We start from the raw sequence: 15,208 nt of genomic DNA, 5'->3' as shown, positions 1-15,208 counted from the left end.
CAGGTGATCGGAACGCTGACTGTCCGAATGAGCACGAACGTGAGGTCTATCGAGCTGTGACCCGGTCGCGCTTCCTGCCCAGCGACATAACCGAGCACATGATCGAGGAGGGTGGGGACGGCATGGACGCGATCAGTCGCCGTTCGGACGAGGCTTACTGGTCGGCAAGGCTTGCCGCCCGCCGTACTGCGGATCATGCCACAGGTTATTTAACCGAGTTCGATCCGCGGCCCACCGAGGAGGTGCTGGCGGGCGAGGCGGACACTATATTCGCCGAGCTCCAGGGCGGGGTAGGGGACGTCCGTCGCGCTCAGGAGATGGCGGAGATCCACCTTGCGATCGCGCACGACAATGTGCGCCTGCGTGCCCGCTTCCTGGATGAGGTGGAGGTGCTGCCTACCCCCGACGCGGCCTGGCTCGTGGGCGAGGACGCGGCCACGCTCGACAGGTGGTGGGCAGAGGGCCAAGTCATAGGTGTTCCAGTCGGCGCTGCCTGGCTGTTCCCGACGTTCCAGTTTAAGGACGGGGCGCCCAGGCCCGTGATCGCCCGAGCGCTCGCCGAGCTGCCGGCCGAGAGGTCGCCCTGGCAAACCGCCTTCTGGTTCGTATCGAGCAACTCGTGGCTGGGTGGTCCCGCACCTACCTCGCTGCTGGATGACGATCCGGACGCGATCGTCTGGGCCGCGGCGCACGAGAGGGACGAGATCGGCGGGTGACTGCGCGCGGCTTGGAACGGTTCCCTCGGGCAGCGGAGCGGCCGCGGTTTAACGATCGGATGGTGCTTCAGGAGGACGGACGTTGGACGGACAGCTGACGCTCGAGATGCTGAATACGGATGGGACGCCCGTGTCTTGGAACGTCGCGACGACCCGCGACTTTAATGAGCTAGACCAGCAGCACGTCGCCGAACTTCTGGATGCGGTGGTCGCCGCCGAGTTCTTCACCAGGCCCGAGCCGGTGATCGACGTGCACTCAAGCACGGTCGCGTTCCGGGTCCGCATCGCGTGGGATGGTCGCTCGATCGGCGAGCCGAACGCCGCGCCGGCGCTGGAGCGGGTCGCCAGGGCGGCGCGCGCCTGCTTGCGCGACCGAAAGGTGATCGCGCTGAACTCGATGCCGTACGATGAACGCCAAGCACTTCTGGCCGCCTTGTTCGAGGTCGACATACCGGAAGGCGAGCGGTGGCCCGACTAGCATCGGACATCATCGTCATTCGCGTGACTACCTCATACTTGTCATCGAGGGCAGGACCTTCAGTCTGGGGACGACCAAAGCTTCGGCTCTCGAGCCGCAGAGCGCATCGCGAAGCAGGGGCAGGGGAACCAACCTTATCCCCCGCAGTAGTACTCATTGTGCGTTATACGACCGATATAGTTGGCGTGTCCTGACCAGGGGAGCCCTGTGAGCATGCGCAGCTTCTTTACCAACCTGTTCGATCAATGGGGAACGCGCGGCACGCCCGACCTGGGCTCCAACCCCGGCGTCAACCCGTCGACCGGGCTTTCCATGATGGACCGTGCTGTCGACGTAACCGGCAACCGGTACGGAACCGACCGGCACCCTTGCGACGAGACATCCGGCAAGGGCGCCGACCCAGCTGGATCTGATTATCATAACCACGCCGGGAGGCTGACGAGCAACGACTGGAGCAGCTCATCCTGGTCGGGTGTGTCCAGCTCCGGGCCCGATCACTCGTCGAGCTCGTCCGCATCCTTCAGCGGCGGCTACGATCCGTCGCGGGGTTGGTGATCGTGGACGGGACAGGGGAGGGCGGCCGCGCATCCTATCTCGACCGGCTGGTCGCCCGGGCCGACCTCGCGAACGGCGGCTTGCCCGTGTGGCCGACCACGCTGGCCATACCTGTCGCCTTTTTCTTGCCGCCGCTCGTCCTGATTGTGGGCGAGAAGTGGTTCGCGGGCGTTGCCCTCGCCCTCTCGCTCGTGCCGGTCATCTGGCTTGCCCTGTGGTGCGCGCGCACGATGTACGGCTGGTCGCACCCATACGCGTCCGCTCGCTGGCTCCATGCAGTGCGCGGCGTGGTGGGTGACGAGGCCATGACCGAGCTGCTGGTCGACCTCGACGGGCAACACGCACGCGATCCCGACCACGTCCTTACTCGTCGCGAGGTGGTCGAGGCGGTCGCGATCCAGCGTCAGCGGGCGCGCGATGCGGCGGCACGCGCCCGCGGCGTGAGCTTGCGCCGAACGAGCACCGCATCGTGAGCAGGCGCGCGCCGGCTGTCCTGGCGATCGGCGACAGGGGCGGCTACGGCCACCCAGTCGGGGAGGTGCCGGACAGGGTAGGCGGCCGGAGTCCCAAGGAGCAGCAGCTTTGATGCGCTTCATACCGCCGCGACGGACGGGACCGTGTGCCGCATGCAAATCGCACCCAATTCTGGACTCGGCGGTCCAGAACGAGATAGCGCAGCATCGCCAGCAGTTGTAGAACGGCCGTACCAGAACCTGGACGGGAGCGCATATGCCGGGTGGACGGCCATGCGGGTTCGACAAAGGGGAGGCGCTTGATCGCGCGCTGGAGCTGTTCTGGCGCGATGGGTACGAGGGCACCTCGATCGCCGACGTGACCGAAGTGATGGGCGTCTCGCGCGCCAGCCTCTACGCGGCGTTCGGCGACAAGGAGCAGTTGTTCCGGGCGGTGCTGAGCCACTATGTCGCCGGACCAGGCTCGTACTTCCGCCAAGCCCTGGAGCGGCCGCGGACGGTCGAAGCGATCCGTGCCTTGCTGCTGGAAGCGGCGATCGCCGTCACCGCGCCTGATTGCCCGCCGGGCTGCCTCGTCGTCCATGGCGCACTCGCCTCAGGCGAGGAGGGCGCCGTCGCGCGAAACCTGCTGACGACGGAGCGGCTGAGCCGGCAGGCCGCAGTCCGCGCACGTCTGGAGCGTGGGGCAGGGGAGGGCGATCTGCCTGCTGGTACGGATGTCGTCCTCGTGACCGAGTACGTGATGGCCATGCTCCACGGCATCGCCGTACAGGCGTCGGGCGGCGCAGGTCGAGAGGCGCTGACGGCCGTCGCCGAGATCGCGATCCGTGGGCTGGCACTGGATGCGCATGCGACATTCACGTCCGAGAATCGGGGCGGGAGATCCGTCAAATCTCCGCGTCAGAGGGCGAAGACGCCCATCCAGTTGGGCCAGATCGCGATGGATTTCTAAACGGGGCGTGACGCAGGTTCAGGCGCCTACGGGCCTTCCAACCCCCTACCGGAGGTGGCCCGGATCAGATCCGAACCGCTGACCTTGGCTGACCGACTGAGGCAAAAAATCAGTCCCTTCTATTAGCACACCCTACGCGGCTAGCCGCAGAAGAATGGGAAAAAGTGCAGTAAAATCAGTGCAGGAAATGCTTGCGACACTTCGCGGCACCGATGCTCCGGATGGCTATCTGGTCCCAGCAAATCCGCACATTTCCGCGACTTTCGGCTCCGGTTCGGGTATGTCTGATGGCCTTATGGTCCCAAACCGGCGAAAGCCCGGTCGCCGGGCATTGCTTGATGGTAACTTTGCCCGGCGGAAGCATCCCGTTCAGGCGTCGGAATACTGCATCTGGGACACCGAGCTGCCCGGCTTCGGGCTGCGGATTCACCCAACCGGCCGCTACCATTGGTTCGTCAGGCTCCGGCATCGCGGTAAGCATCGGCGGATTACGCTGGGTCGGAGCGACGAGCTGGACGCGGTGCTTGCCCGGACCCAGGCACGGCGGCTTCTCGCAGAAGTGGCGCTGGACGGCTTGCCGAAGCGCACCGTTGCGAAGTCGACGCCTGAGCTAACCGACTACGTTGAAACCTACTGGACCGATATAGCCCGCTATTGGAAGCCATCGACCGCCGCGCGCAACCGCAATGCGTGGCGGCTCGACCTCGCGCCCGTGTTCGGCTCAATCCGCGTCGCGGACATCGTGCCCGCCGACATCATCCGCTGGCGTGACGGCTGTGCAGGCGCGGACGAAGCAAGGTTCAACCGTGCCCTGCCGGTGCTCGCGTCCCTGCTGAAATATGCCGAGCAGCTGCATCTGAGGCGCAAGGGATCGAACCCATGCCGCGGCACGCCCCGCTACAAGCGGCAACCGTGCGAGCGCTACCTGTCGCCGCTGGAGTATCGCCGCCTCGGAGCGGCCTTGCGCGCCGCCGAGGCCGCCAGCCCCGCCGAGGTCACGATCATCCGCCTGCTGCTCTACACCGGCGCGCGGGTCAGCGAGATACGCGACCTCCGATGGGAATGGGTGCGCCCGCCGCATCTGGCGCTACCCGACAGCAAGACCGGCGCGAAAACGATCTGGCTGAACAGCCAGGCGCTGGCGATCCTTGATGCCGTTCCGCGACGGGATGGTTGCCCCTTCGTCTTCCCGAACCGCTCGGGAGCCGCACCGGTCAAGCTGGACAACTGGTGGAACGCCTTTCGGCGCACTTGCTCTATGCCGGACGTGCGCATCCACGATCTGCGTCACAGCTTCGCCTCGACGGCGATCATGGACAACGTGCCGCTCGCCACAATCGGGAAGCTGCTCGGGCATCTGCTGCCCGAGACTACAGCCAAATACGCGCACCTTTCGGATGATGTGATCGCGGATGCGGCACAGCGTATTTCCGGCTCGCTCGCCCAGGCGATCGGACTGCGGGCATGACCGCCCTTGCGCTCCGCCAGGTTGTCGCGGACGCCCTGGCCGAAGTTGGCGCTAACGTCGTCTATCTGCGGCTCCCCAAGGGCAAGCCGCGCACAACGACATGGATCGGCGTCGAGCACGGATTTGGCATCCGCCATTATGCGACGGGGCGGAACGTCTACATCGTCCAGACCCGCATGGCCGGACGGCTGCGGACGGTGACCATCGGCCCGGCGTCGGTCATCACGCGCCATCAGGCGACGATGGTCGCGCGGAGGGTAATCGCACATGCGCAGGTTGGCCTTGATCCCGCTACCGACCGCAAGCGCATCCGCTCAGCGCCGCGGTTCGACGACTTCCTGAACGAGTATTGGGCGCGATGGTCGCCGCACTGGAAGGCGTCGACGTATGACACCCAGTGCGGCTATCGCGCGCTCTACCTCGACGGCGCGTTCCCCGGCGTGTTCATCGACGCGCTGAACGAGGCGGACGTGACCAAGTGGTTCGCCGACCTGAACAACCGGACGGGGCCGGGCGCGGCGAACCGCGTCATGAGCATCCTCAACAACATGCTGAACAAGGCGGAGGCGTGGGGCTACCGGCTGGAGAACACCAACCCCTGCCGCGCTGTGCGGCTCAATCGCAGGCGGCAATGCGAGCGCTTCCTGAGCACCGCGGAGATGCGACAGCTTGGGCGGTTGCTGGCGGAGGAGCGCGCGGGAGAAGACAGGGTCAGGCCGATCATGGCGACCGCGATCACGCTGCTGCTGCTCACCGGCTGCCGCGTGAGCGAGATTTTGGGCCTGCAATGGCAGGACGTGCGCGGCAACCGCTTGAACCTGCGCGACAGCAAAACCGGCCCGCGAACCGTATGGCTGGGTGACGAGGCGCGGGCGCTGATCGGCACGCTGCCACGGCTCAAGAATGTGCCTTGGCTGTTCTGGAACGCGCGCTTCCGCAAGCCCATCCGAGCCGTCACCCACTACTGGCACGACTTTCGCGACCGGGCGGGCCTGCCCAAGGTGCGCCTGCACGACCTTCGGCATACCTTCGCCAGTCACGCGGCCATGAACAAGGAAACCCTGCCGATGATCGGGAGGCTGCTAGGGCACAGAAACCACCAATCTACGGCTCGCTATGCGCACCTTGACGACGAGCACGTCCTGGATGCGGCCGAGCAAATTGGAGCGGCTATTGAGCGGATGATGACGTAGCAGCAATCGGCGAGGCAAGGCGGCACGTTCTAAGATACAGCGGCGCAGGAACGATTTAGCCCCAGCTATACGGCTTGCAGCAAATTCTCGGCTCAAACGGATGAATGCCCACGTCGCAGTCTCTTCGGCCCGCGGCGTTGAATGCCGCACGAACGTACTCTTCATGTTCGATCGTCTCGACCCAAGCGCCCGTGAGGTAGCTCGAGTGGATCGAACCCACTACCTGAACCTCCGAGTCAGGGTATGTTGGCCAACTCCGTGGGAGGTGGCAGTATTCGCGGAAACTCTTATCTTTCGTGTCAATTCCGACCGGGAGATCGTCGAAAAGATTACACAATGCGTATCCGCCGAATCTCTTGCTGCGGTCCTGTATTGTTGCGGTCGTCGCGGCACCTCGCTGAAGAAAGAGACAGTGGCAGTTCGAAAGCAGACTTGGATTTAGAAAAAGAATAACCCAAGGCTTACTTCCCGCGCGGAACCGTTTGGCTGCAAACATAGCAGGGTAATAGCAGGAGATTGATACTGAAACCGCATCGCTCTTCTCATCTAAGCGACTGGTATCGCTTGGGCGAAAATCGAGATTGGCGAGCGTCAGGTTCGAGCGGGGTTGCAGTCCGTGCTCGAGAATACCGGGAAGGTTCTCAAGGCGGGTAAAATGCAGCACGTGCTCAATCTCGCGATCTTTGACAACCGCTGCAACGTGAGCCGCGATAACCTGCCAATAGTCCTTTTTCCGTGCCATTATGGCCTCACGCTGCATCCTAGGCAGAAACTATTGATACAGGTCCATCGATCAAATTTCGCTTTTGTTGATAGGTAGCAAAGGAATTATTCGGTACTTACCATCGTTACGCTTCCTGACAGCACCAAGTCGCTGTCCTTCGTTTCGCGATAGGGATCGGCAAACGGTGCCGCGGTTGCTACTGCTACCCCACCAATCTGAGAGCCCGGTCTGATAACGCAGTATTCCTCCTTCGATCCCGGGGGCATAATCTTATCGCTGTAGAAGCGGTCGGTCGCAATAACGCTAGAGTAGCCTTGTCGCCGCACCTCGATCTCTGCGTTGACACTCTGGATTGTCCGACCCGATCCATTCTCAAAGGCGATAAGAACATCGCGCCTGGGTCCTGTACATCTCTCGGCATCGAGCTGAACTGCGATCGCTACCTGCTTCTCGATAGGCCAAATGACCCGCCTGTTCGCAAAAACTAGTCCCGCAACAGCTATGGCGATACCGATCAAACCAAACAGAACAATCCTCCGCATCCGCGGCCCCCTTCAGCGTTCAAAAAAACCAGTGTCACTTGATGGGTAAATGACACAACCCGTCTTCGCGGCAACTCCTAAACGTCACGGGCGGGCATGAGCGAAAGCGGACGGGCGCGCGTATCAGACAAGCGCCCCACCTAAGTGAAATATGACGCTCCAATGTAACACGCGGCGCTCGTCGACCGAGGAAGCAGCGTCAGTCGTACTGGCTAAACCGCAGGTGCGAGACCGCGGCCACGTGCTTCGATTGCTGCCTTAGCCAGGAAACCCTCGATGCCGGCAACGGATTGCTGACGACATAGCTGGAGGGCTTCGACCTCGGTGAGGCAGTCGATCCCATGCCCGAATTGGGCTCGCCAGAGCTGGTCGAGTTCTTCGCCATGCCGCTGCCATAGCACATCGCGCGTTTCAGGTCTCAGCAAAATGCGCTTTGCGTCGCGGCTCTCCGTCAACGTCGTGATCGCGATGACCGATCCGCCCCGCGCCTCAACATAGCCGCGCAGGTTCGCCAAAGTGCCGCCCAATCCTACATGATCGTCGACCAGGACGTAGGCCGCACCCTGCTGCACTTGGCCGTCGAACATGGCTGGTGTGACCAGCCGTTGGAACGCCGGAGCGCGAGTGTGTCCGACCTTGTTGGTCTGGACGATCTCGCCCGCGATTACGGGTAGGTCGAGGGCGCGGCCGAGCACCTGCGCCATCGCATCCGGGATCGCGTTGAAGCCCGTTGTTTCGTCAGCGATGACCGGCAGCAGGAGCGCTGGACGGCCCGCAATGGCACTCTGCAAGGTCTCGATCGCAGCGCCGTCAAGAAGGTCGATCGCAAGCGTCAAAGCGGCGTCAGGATCGCCCGCCTTGGCGCGGGCGTAGCCCGGATGACCATCGCGCTGCGCGACCGTCGTGTGGACCACTACGTCCGGGAAATCGGGAGGCCACGGGAGCCGGGTCGGGGGTGTCTCCATCGCCCGACCAATACACCAGCGGGTCGTTTGTGCTGCCCCCGAATCACCGAACGAGCGACCGACCGTGGCGCGATCCAGCGCGTATGCAGGTGATGGCTATTTGGTCCCAAATCCGGATCAAAGCTGGAACATTACCGCGCTTGCGATACGGGTCGATCGGTCAATGGCGCGCTGTCCCGCGCGCCCAAGTGCCTGCCGGAAAGCGGTTTTATTGCCGATGAAGTGGATGCCTTTCACGACCACAGAACGATGCCAAAGTCCCTGATTGACAAGCACACCCTATGCGGCGACCGCGTGTGCTTTCCTTGACGTAAGAGTGACTTACAGGCGACCTCTCCGGTTCACCCGGGTGAACCCGCGGAGGTCAAGCGAAGCAAGCCCTTATTCGCGCCCGCTAATCTCGGTTCACCCGGGTGAACCGCCCCCTGTCTGGAACACCCTTGCAAATATCTAGGTTTCGGGTTCAAGTATGTGGGTTGCGCAGTCCCCACCAGCTCCACTTTTAGGAGTTGGTTTTATGACCACTGAACGTGATCCCCATGTCGGCGTACGCCTGCCCCGAGCGCAGCTCGCTCAAGTAGACGAGCTTGCCAAAGACCATGGCTGCTCGAGAAGCGAGGCGCTGCGCCTCGTCATTCACTACGGACTGCCTATGGCTCGACTGGGCACGTCCCTTAACATCGCCCGCTTCGCGGTGGCGCTGGAGTATGCCATGGCAGCCTGCAGCGTCATTATAAGCCGTGAGCACGCCGACGTACTTGAGCGCGTGGAGGATACGGTGCGCGGACGCTTGGACGAGTTCCATAGGTTTTAAGGGTTCAGGCGCGTCACTGCCTCTCGGCTGCCGAATACCACACGCGAGGCTATATGTTGCGGCTGCGATCGACTAGCCCGCTTGCCCCAGCGCGCGCCTGACCTCGACCGGGATCGTGTAAACCGCCTCGCGCTGCGCGCCGCGGTTGTGGTGGTCGACCCGGTAGCCCTGGTACCAGCGCCGGACCAGGCCGGCGCGCACCAGGTCCGACACGCTGCGCGACACGCTGCACCGGCCTGACTGCAGCACGCGCGAGCGCACCTCCTCCTCGATCACCCGCTCGGCTCGGACCGGGTCGGCGGGCAGGGCGCCGCACCGGGCGAGATCCGCCCGGACCTTCTCCACGACAGCGAGGCGGCGATGGTCGCGTTGCGCCAGGGGCAGCATCGCGTCCGCCAGCCAGTCGCGTATACCGATGCGCCGGCCGTCCTCCCAGACATATGGACCCGCGCTGCCCTTGGCGTCGGCCACGCGCGCGATCAGGTTGAGAAGGAGGAGCGTGTAGCGGGGCCGCTTCGAGACCCGGGCGATGCGCGCGATCACCGCCGGCGCGTCCAGCCGCTCGTGTCGCTCGTGACATTTCACCTGTTCCGGTCGGGGGAGGGGAGCCGCGTCCGCCAGCATCGAGAACATGTCGGTCTGGAACATAGCAGGGACAGACCACAAACGCCGACTCTTGTGAATCCCCCTTGGGGCCGCCGCCCTCCACTTATGCCGCCCGTGGCACTTCATCGGAGCCCGGCAAAGTTCCACGGCTGCGACTCTGAGTCCTTCGCGCATGTACCTGTTCGTGAGACGGATGCGGTACCGGTATCCGGGGTGCCGATCGGCGGTGCGGGCTGAAGCACTCGCCGCAGAGGAGGCGCTCCGGTTGCCGGGCGGTCAAGTTGAAGGAACTGAGGCCGTCCCGGAGCGGATCATTGACCGGTAACCGGATGAGGCAGATATCCTGACTCTGGAGACAGCCAATGCGACAGGTCTGCCACTATCATCCTGCCGAGCGGCAGCGCGAGAAGGAGCGCAGTCGTGCGTTCGACGCGTTTCAGCTGGATCATGGCTACGTGTCGCAAGGCGAGTTGCGCGCGCGCAACGGGTTCTTCTCCTCGCTAGAGGTTCTCAGCTCCTCGGTGATCTGCCAAGAGAGATTCGACTGAGCGACGTAGGTCTGGCTCCCGAAATCGCCTATGATCTGGCGAGCACATTAAAGCTGAGTGACCGGGCCTTCATTGTTGGAGGCGGAGCCCTGAACCCGTGGGCCGAGCGCTACTGCCACGTGGGTGAGCTCGCGGCTTACGGCTCTTATACATCGAAAGACCTCGACTACTTCGGTCATCGCCAGGCCGCCGAAAAGCTCGCCCCATAGCTTTGTTCCTCCGCGGCCCAGTTCAAGGTCATCGGGGCCGGTCACAGCAGGCCAGCGAGACCGGCGAGCCGCAGATGCGTCTGGACGAGCCCGGCTGCACGCAGCTTTTCGAGGTAGATTCCCACGACCATAGGCGGGTTCTTGAGCGCTTCCCGCTGTAGCCTGAGCGCCTTGAGCGCGCGAGCCGGATCGAGGTCGATCACGTTGACCAGGAACTGGTCGGGATGGCGGATCTCCACGCCAAGATCATCAGCCACCTCGGCTGGGAAATCCTTGATGTTGAAGGTGACGATCGCGTCGGCCGCCCCCGCGACCGCCGTCGCGAACACATGCTCATCGTCGGGGTCGGGAAGAGGCTCGGCCAGCCGCAGATGCTGCTGGCCACTGACATAGGCGTCAGGAAAAAGCCTGAATATCGCATGCATGCGCGCGAACTGGTCATCGACCAGGTGCTGGTTATTGGCTCGGACGTTGCGTTCCCACTCGTCGAGAATGCGATCGCTCCACATGGGCCGAAACAGCCGTTCCTGAGCCATGCGCAGCAGCGCGCCGCGCAGGGTTGCGGGGTACAATACATTGGCGTCGAGCACGACGCCGTACCGGCCGACGAGCATCAGGCGGCTTTGCGCGCCCGATCGTCGGCCGAGCCGGCCTCGTCGTACAACCCCATCTCCTGGTCGAGCGCGGCCATGGCGTCGAGCGCTTCGCCCTGCGCGGCGTGGACCTTGGCCTGATAGGCCAGCACGTCGCGCGCGAGCAGCTTCCGGTGCGTGCCCACCATCTTGTGCTTCAGCTCGCCCCGCTCGATCAGCTTGATGAGGTGCGGGCGCGAGACGTTGAGCAGGTCGGCCGCCTGCGTCGTGGTCAGCTCGGCAAGCACCGGCACCACCGTGACCGCGTTGCCGTTGCCAATCTCGGCCAGCATCTTGACCAGCGTGCCGAATACACCAGTCGGCAGCGTAAAGCTCGCGGCCTCGTCATCCTCGACCTGAAGGCGCACCGGACGCGTGCCGTCGACCCGAGCAAGCGCGCGCGCGGCGTCGCTCGCTGCGGCGATCTCCTGCGGCGTAGGCTCGTGTAGCTCTTCAAAATTGAATGCCAGGGCGGCCATGATTCGTCTCCGTCGGCCCGAAAGTAAGCCGGACGACCAATAAACGCAATAAGTGTAACGCGAGTGTAGGTGGCTCTACCGATTGCTAGGCGCTGCGCGATGAGAACTGAGAGGCCATGAAGGGGGCCATGCGTATCGGACTATCCTACATAGGATGCAGCGAGTTCCTCAACGGGTGCTGTACAGGGACGGTATTTAGGGAGGACTTGCGACCGGAAATGGGAGTCGCTGCGCCCGGGTCCAGCAACCGAGCGGTTGAGAGACAAGGAAACGAGGGTGCCCGACGTACTCGGTTACGCGCGCGTATCGACCAGCGACCAGGATCTCGAGGTGCAGCGCCGCCGGCTTCGCGACGAGGCGGGCGCGATCCGCGTGTTCGATGACGTGGTGTCGGGCAAGCAGTTCGAGCGGCCCGGGCTTACGGCGCTGCTGGACTTCGCGCGCCCGGGCGACATCGTGTGCGTGGTGCGCCTCGATCGGCTCGGGCGGTCGTTGAAGGAGCTGCTCGAGACGGTGGACGGCTTCAAGGGCAGGGGGCTCGCCTTCCGCTCGCTCGAGGAGCGGCTGGACACGTCGTCGGCCGCGGGCGAACTCGTGTTCCACGTCTTCGGCGCGATCGCGCACTTCGAGCGGCGGCTCATCGTGGAACGCACGCGTGATGGCATCGCGGCAGCTCGCGCCCGCGGCAAAGTGCCCGGTCGGCCGCCGCTTGACGAGGAGAAGCTCGCGTCCGCGCTCAAGCTGGTGGAGGCAGGACTTACCCCTACTCAGGCAGCGCGGCAGCTTGGGCTCGGCCGATCGACGCTCTATCGAGAACTTGCCGCCCTTAGATCGGACTTGCCAGACACACCCGCTCTCGGTCGGTCAGAAGGCTTGTCTTGATCACATTTCATAGGCGGGGTTGTCATAGGCCGACGCTATGCTCGGGCCAGGAAGCTTCGAATTTGCGGATGCTCCACCTCCACCTCATCTCCCGACCTGAGCAAAGGCGATCCGCAGCGGGGTGGACCCGGAGCGGGATGGCCGGACCGATCAGGGAGAAGGGCATGAGCTTCGCCGACGCGTTCCGCTTAGATCACTCGACCCACACCGGCTGCAGCCGTCCCAAGCGGGAGGGCGATCTCGTGCAATTGGGCCTGAACACCGGTCCCACCTACGAGATCGCCGCCGTCCGCGGCGAGACCGCCTGGATACGCGAACCTGGTACCTTTAGGGGCGAGGCGCTGGTACCGCTGAGCCGGCTGCGCAAGGTCGAGGACGAGCCGGAGAAGCGCCTCAACGAAGCGGCCTGAGATCGATAGAAGCCGCCTTGAGGGCTGGCCGCAAGAGCGGCCGCTTTCAGGCGGGCACGAGCGCCGGTCCGTTGGCGCTATGACTCCGCAAAGCCTTCTCCTTGCCGGAGCGGTGCGCAAGCGCGAGCAGCACCTCCAGCTCGCCGCAGTCGAGCCAGACGCCGCCGCAGGACCCGCACCGGTCGTACTCGATCGCCCCCGAGCTGACGATGTCGCCGGCGCCGCCGCACACCGGGCAGGTGACGGGTACGGCGCGCGGCATCAACGGCTCTCCCCCGCGACCGGCCGGAGGCGTTTGGCGCGTTCCTCCTCGACCAGCTCTTTCCTTGACGGCTTCCCGATCAGCGTCTTGGGCAGGCTCTCCCGCAACTCGATCTCGCGCGGCAGCTCGATGCGGCTTAACCGATCGGCGAGGAACGCGCGGAGCTCGGCGGGGGTGGCGGCGGTCGCCTCCTTGAGCACGACGAACGCCTTGGGCGCTTCGCCGCGATACTCGTCCGGCACGCCGATCACGACCACCTCGGCGACGGCCGGATGCTCAGTGAGCGCCTCCTCGATCACGCGCGGGTAGACGTTGTAGCCGCCGCACAGGATCATGTTCTTGAGTCGATCGACGATGAACAGGTTGCCCCGCTCGTCGATGCGGCCGAGATCGCCGGTGCGCAGCGCACCGTCGACGAAGATTGCATCTGTCTCGTCCGGGCGGTTCCAGTAGCCGCAAATCACCTGCGGCCCGCGTACGCAGATCTCGCCAACCTCGCCGACCATGAGCAGCCGGTCCGGCGCGTCCGGGTCGCGGATCTCGACGTCGGTGCCCGGAAAGGGCCGGCCTACCGACCCGTCCGGCGCGTCGCCGCCGAGCGGCTGGCAGGCGACAATGGGCGAGGCTTCCGACAAACCGTAGCCCTCGACTACCCTGGCGCCCGTCGCATTTTGGAACGCGCGGCGTGTCTCGGGCGCGAGCGGAGCGCCGCCGGAGATGCAGGCGCCAACGTAGGACAGGTCGATCGGGCGCTTCTCCGCGGCGCGGGCGACCGCGTGCAGGATCGTCGGCACGACGGGCAAGTAATCGGGCCGTGTCCGGTCGAGCGTCGCTATGAGCTGGCCGAGCTCGAAGCGGGGCAGCAGCACCATCTTGGCGCCCGTGCGCAGCGCGAAGTTGAGCACCGTGGTCAATGCGAAGACGTGGAACAGCGGCAGCACGCCCATGACGACGCAGGGTGCGCCACGCGCCTCCCCCATATGCGCGACCATGGCGTCTGCGTTCGCGACAAGGTTGGCGTGGCTCAACATCGCCGCCTTGGGCGTGCCCGTGGTGCCGCCCGTGTACTGCAGCACGGCGAGCGCGTCGGAGCGGACGGAGACCGGCTTGGGACGTCTTGGGCCGGAAACGAGGCGGTCGAAGGTGAACGCGTCCTCGTCCAGCGGCGCTATATCGCCGCGCTTCAGCAGCTTGTAGGCGAAGCGCTTCGGCCAGGGCAGCGCGTCCGCGACCGGACAGGTGATCACGTGGCGCAGGCTCAGCCGCGCGGCCACGGCCGTCACGCGCGCGTGCACGTCTGGGATGTCGCAGGTCGCGACCACCTCCGCGCCCGAGTCGGCGATGAGGTGCTCCAGCTCGCGCTCGGAATAGAGCGGGTTCGCGTTGACCACGACGCCACCGACGCGCAGCGTCGCGAGGTACAGGACGGGGTAATGGGGCGTGTTGGGCAGGCAGAGCGCGACGCGCGTGCCTGGCGTCACGCCGAGAAGCTGGAGGCTAGCGGCCGCACTGTCCGCCAGCTCGCTCAGCTCGCGCCAGGTCGTGATCCGGCCCATGAAGTCGATCGCCGGCAGCGCACCGTGTCGGGTGACCGTCAGGTCGAGCATGTGGGTGACGAGGCGGGGCTTGGAGAGAAGGTCGGGACCATGCGCCCGGGCAGGGCGCGGCGCAGGGCCGGCTCCGCTGTCGAGGAGGAAGGGGGCTGCTTCGGGCGGCATCAGCGCACCGTGAACACGAAGTCGCCGATGGTCGAGCCGGTCGCGGCCTCGCAGCGCGCGCCTCCGATCGGCTCGGCGACCGGCACGGCGCGCGCGTAAGCGCTACTGTGGCGAACGGGCGTGACCGAGAAGCGGCAACCCGTGCCGCGCTCGTCGACGTAGCGGACCGAGAAGGCGGCGCCTTCGGCCTCGGCGTGCGGCATCAGCACCTTGCCGCCCGGCTTGTATGTCAGGGCGACGAAGCCGGGCTCGACGGACGCGCTGAGCGGTTCCTCATAGCCCGATAACGGCTTGTCCACCGCCAACCGCATGGGCTGCTGCGAGCGGTTGTGCACCGTCACCGTCGTCGCCAGAGCGGCGGTGGACGGTGCCAAGGTGGAGATCAGGGCCAAGGCGATCAGCGGCTTGCGCATGTTCCTCTCCTTTCGACCGGGCGGTGTGCAGGGCTGGTTCCCTGGCCAGCATGCCGAGCCGCAGGGATCGCGTAGCACCTGGCAGATGGGGGAACATGGAAGCTCGTCGCACCTCCGGATTGAGCCGCCGCGGATGGCGGCGAGCGATTCCGGAACGGTCGCGCCTAAT

19 protein-coding genes are annotated in these 15,208 nt (G+C 64.9%); 11 read left to right on the top strand and 8 right to left on the bottom strand.

Annotated features, from left to right (window positions below; translation table 11 throughout):
- The first annotated feature begins 56 nt into the window (after positions 1–56).
- The 7 genes from CKY28_RS05860 to CKY28_RS05835 all read left to right on the top strand — a co-directional run bounded on the left by CKY28_RS05860 (position 57) and on the right by CKY28_RS05835 (position 5,835).
- Positions 57–716: a hypothetical protein gene (locus tag CKY28_RS05860; protein WP_095997389.1), complete on the top strand. Its 660-nt coding sequence runs from the start codon at positions 57–59 to the stop codon at positions 714–716.
- Between the two features lie 82 nt (positions 717–798).
- Entirely contained in the window at positions 799–1,194 is a 396-nt protein-coding gene (locus CKY28_RS05855; RefSeq protein ID WP_095997388.1) for a hypothetical protein, read from the top strand.
- 213 nt (positions 1,195–1,407) lie between these two features.
- Complete coding sequence (locus CKY28_RS18160; protein ID WP_176472971.1) at positions 1,408–1,749, top strand: hypothetical protein; 342 nt, start codon at positions 1,408–1,410, stop codon at positions 1,747–1,749.
- Positions 1,743–2,222: a hypothetical protein gene (locus tag CKY28_RS05850; protein WP_095997387.1), complete on the top strand. Its 480-nt coding sequence runs from the start codon at positions 1,743–1,745 to the stop codon at positions 2,220–2,222. The genes CKY28_RS18160 and CKY28_RS05850 overlap by 7 nt, the downstream gene beginning before the upstream one ends.
- Before the next feature lie 256 nt (positions 2,223–2,478).
- Positions 2,479–3,174: a TetR/AcrR family transcriptional regulator gene (locus tag CKY28_RS05845; protein ID WP_095997386.1), complete on the top strand. Its 696-nt coding sequence runs from the start codon at positions 2,479–2,481 to the stop codon at positions 3,172–3,174.
- 187 nt (positions 3,175–3,361) lie between these two features.
- Positions 3,362–4,642: a site-specific integrase gene (locus CKY28_RS05840; protein ID WP_245841692.1), complete on the top strand. Its 1,281-nt coding sequence runs from the start codon at positions 3,362–3,364 to the stop codon at positions 4,640–4,642.
- Complete coding sequence (locus tag CKY28_RS05835) at positions 4,639–5,835, top strand: tyrosine-type recombinase/integrase (protein ID WP_095997384.1); 1,197 nt, start codon at positions 4,639–4,641, stop codon at positions 5,833–5,835. The genes CKY28_RS05840 and CKY28_RS05835 overlap by 4 nt, the downstream gene beginning before the upstream one ends.
- Positions 5,836–5,890: 55 nt before the next feature.
- Here CKY28_RS05835 and CKY28_RS05830 read toward each other — a convergent pair whose 3' ends face one another.
- Together CKY28_RS05830 and CKY28_RS05825 are read right to left on the bottom strand one after the other, a co-directional pair.
- The gene (locus tag CKY28_RS05830; RefSeq protein ID WP_095997383.1) at positions 5,891–6,595 is read right to left on the bottom strand and encodes a DarT ssDNA thymidine ADP-ribosyltransferase family protein; all 705 of its coding nucleotides are present in this window, start codon (positions 6,593–6,595) and stop codon (positions 5,891–5,893) included.
- A gap of 718 nt (positions 6,596–7,313) precedes the next feature.
- A complete protein-coding gene (locus CKY28_RS05825) occupies positions 7,314–8,015 on the bottom strand; it encodes a phosphoribosyltransferase (RefSeq protein ID WP_095997382.1) in 702 nt (233 codons plus the stop codon).
- Positions 8,016–8,583: 568 nt separating this feature from the next.
- On the opposite strand from CKY28_RS05825, the gene CKY28_RS05820 reads away from it, so the two are divergent.
- The gene (locus CKY28_RS05820; RefSeq protein WP_176472970.1) at positions 8,584–8,880 is read left to right on the top strand and encodes a ribbon-helix-helix protein, CopG family; all 297 of its coding nucleotides are present in this window, start codon (positions 8,584–8,586) and stop codon (positions 8,878–8,880) included.
- 72 nt (positions 8,881–8,952) lie between these two features.
- Here CKY28_RS05820 and CKY28_RS05815 read toward each other — a convergent pair whose 3' ends face one another.
- Positions 8,953–9,528 (bottom strand): hypothetical protein, encoded by a 576-nt coding sequence (locus CKY28_RS05815; protein ID WP_176472969.1) that lies wholly within the window; start codon positions 9,526–9,528, stop codon positions 8,953–8,955.
- Positions 9,529–9,848: 320 nt separating this feature from the next.
- On the opposite strand from CKY28_RS05815, the gene CKY28_RS05810 reads away from it, so the two are divergent.
- Positions 9,849–10,034: a hypothetical protein gene (locus CKY28_RS05810; protein WP_095997380.1), complete on the top strand. Its 186-nt coding sequence runs from the start codon at positions 9,849–9,851 to the stop codon at positions 10,032–10,034.
- A gap of 250 nt (positions 10,035–10,284) precedes the next feature.
- Here the strand turns inward: CKY28_RS05810 and CKY28_RS05805 are convergent, their stop codons facing one another.
- Positions 10,285–10,857, bottom strand: a complete 573-nt coding sequence (locus tag CKY28_RS05805; RefSeq protein WP_095997379.1) for a PIN domain-containing protein — start codon at positions 10,855–10,857, stop codon at positions 10,285–10,287.
- Positions 10,857–11,354 carry a helix-turn-helix domain-containing protein gene (locus CKY28_RS19055; protein ID WP_095997378.1) on the bottom strand — a complete coding sequence of 166 codons (498 nt, stop codon included), beginning with the start codon at positions 11,352–11,354 and terminating at the stop codon, positions 10,857–10,859. Before CKY28_RS19055 ends, CKY28_RS05805 begins: the two co-directional genes overlap by 1 nt.
- Positions 11,355–11,630: 276 nt before the next feature.
- Between CKY28_RS19055 and CKY28_RS05795 the strand changes: the two genes are divergently transcribed.
- Both CKY28_RS05795 and CKY28_RS05790 read left to right on the top strand, forming a co-directional pair.
- Entirely contained in the window at positions 11,631–12,236 is a 606-nt protein-coding gene (locus CKY28_RS05795; protein WP_095997377.1) for a recombinase family protein, read from the top strand.
- 164 nt (positions 12,237–12,400) lie between these two features.
- Positions 12,401–12,646: a hypothetical protein gene (locus CKY28_RS05790; RefSeq protein WP_141243857.1), complete on the top strand. Its 246-nt coding sequence runs from the start codon at positions 12,401–12,403 to the stop codon at positions 12,644–12,646.
- A gap of 46 nt (positions 12,647–12,692) precedes the next feature.
- Here the strand turns inward: CKY28_RS05790 and CKY28_RS05785 are convergent, their stop codons facing one another.
- From CKY28_RS05785 to CKY28_RS05775, 3 genes are read right to left on the bottom strand one after another with little or no spacing between them, the layout of a single operon-like run.
- Entirely contained in the window at positions 12,693–12,908 is a 216-nt protein-coding gene (locus tag CKY28_RS05785) for a TFIIB-type zinc ribbon-containing protein (protein WP_095997375.1), read from the bottom strand.
- Positions 12,908–14,626 carry a long-chain-fatty-acid--CoA ligase gene (locus tag CKY28_RS05780; protein ID WP_342747142.1) on the bottom strand — a complete coding sequence of 573 codons (1,719 nt, stop codon included), beginning with the start codon at positions 14,624–14,626 and terminating at the stop codon, positions 12,908–12,910. Before CKY28_RS05780 ends, CKY28_RS05785 begins: the two co-directional genes overlap by 1 nt.
- Positions 14,626–15,039 (bottom strand): hypothetical protein, encoded by a 414-nt coding sequence (locus tag CKY28_RS05775; RefSeq protein ID WP_095997373.1) that lies wholly within the window; start codon positions 15,037–15,039, stop codon positions 14,626–14,628. Before CKY28_RS05775 ends, CKY28_RS05780 begins: the two co-directional genes overlap by 1 nt.
- Positions 15,040–15,208: the final 169 nt, after the last annotated feature.

Source organism: Sphingomonas lenta, assembly GCF_002288825.1.
Classification (GTDB): Bacteria; Pseudomonadota; Alphaproteobacteria; order Sphingomonadales; family Sphingomonadaceae; genus Sphingomonas; species Sphingomonas lenta.
The sequence above is the reverse complement of the archived record's forward strand: the minus strand, read 5'-3'. Positions and strand labels throughout refer to the sequence as shown.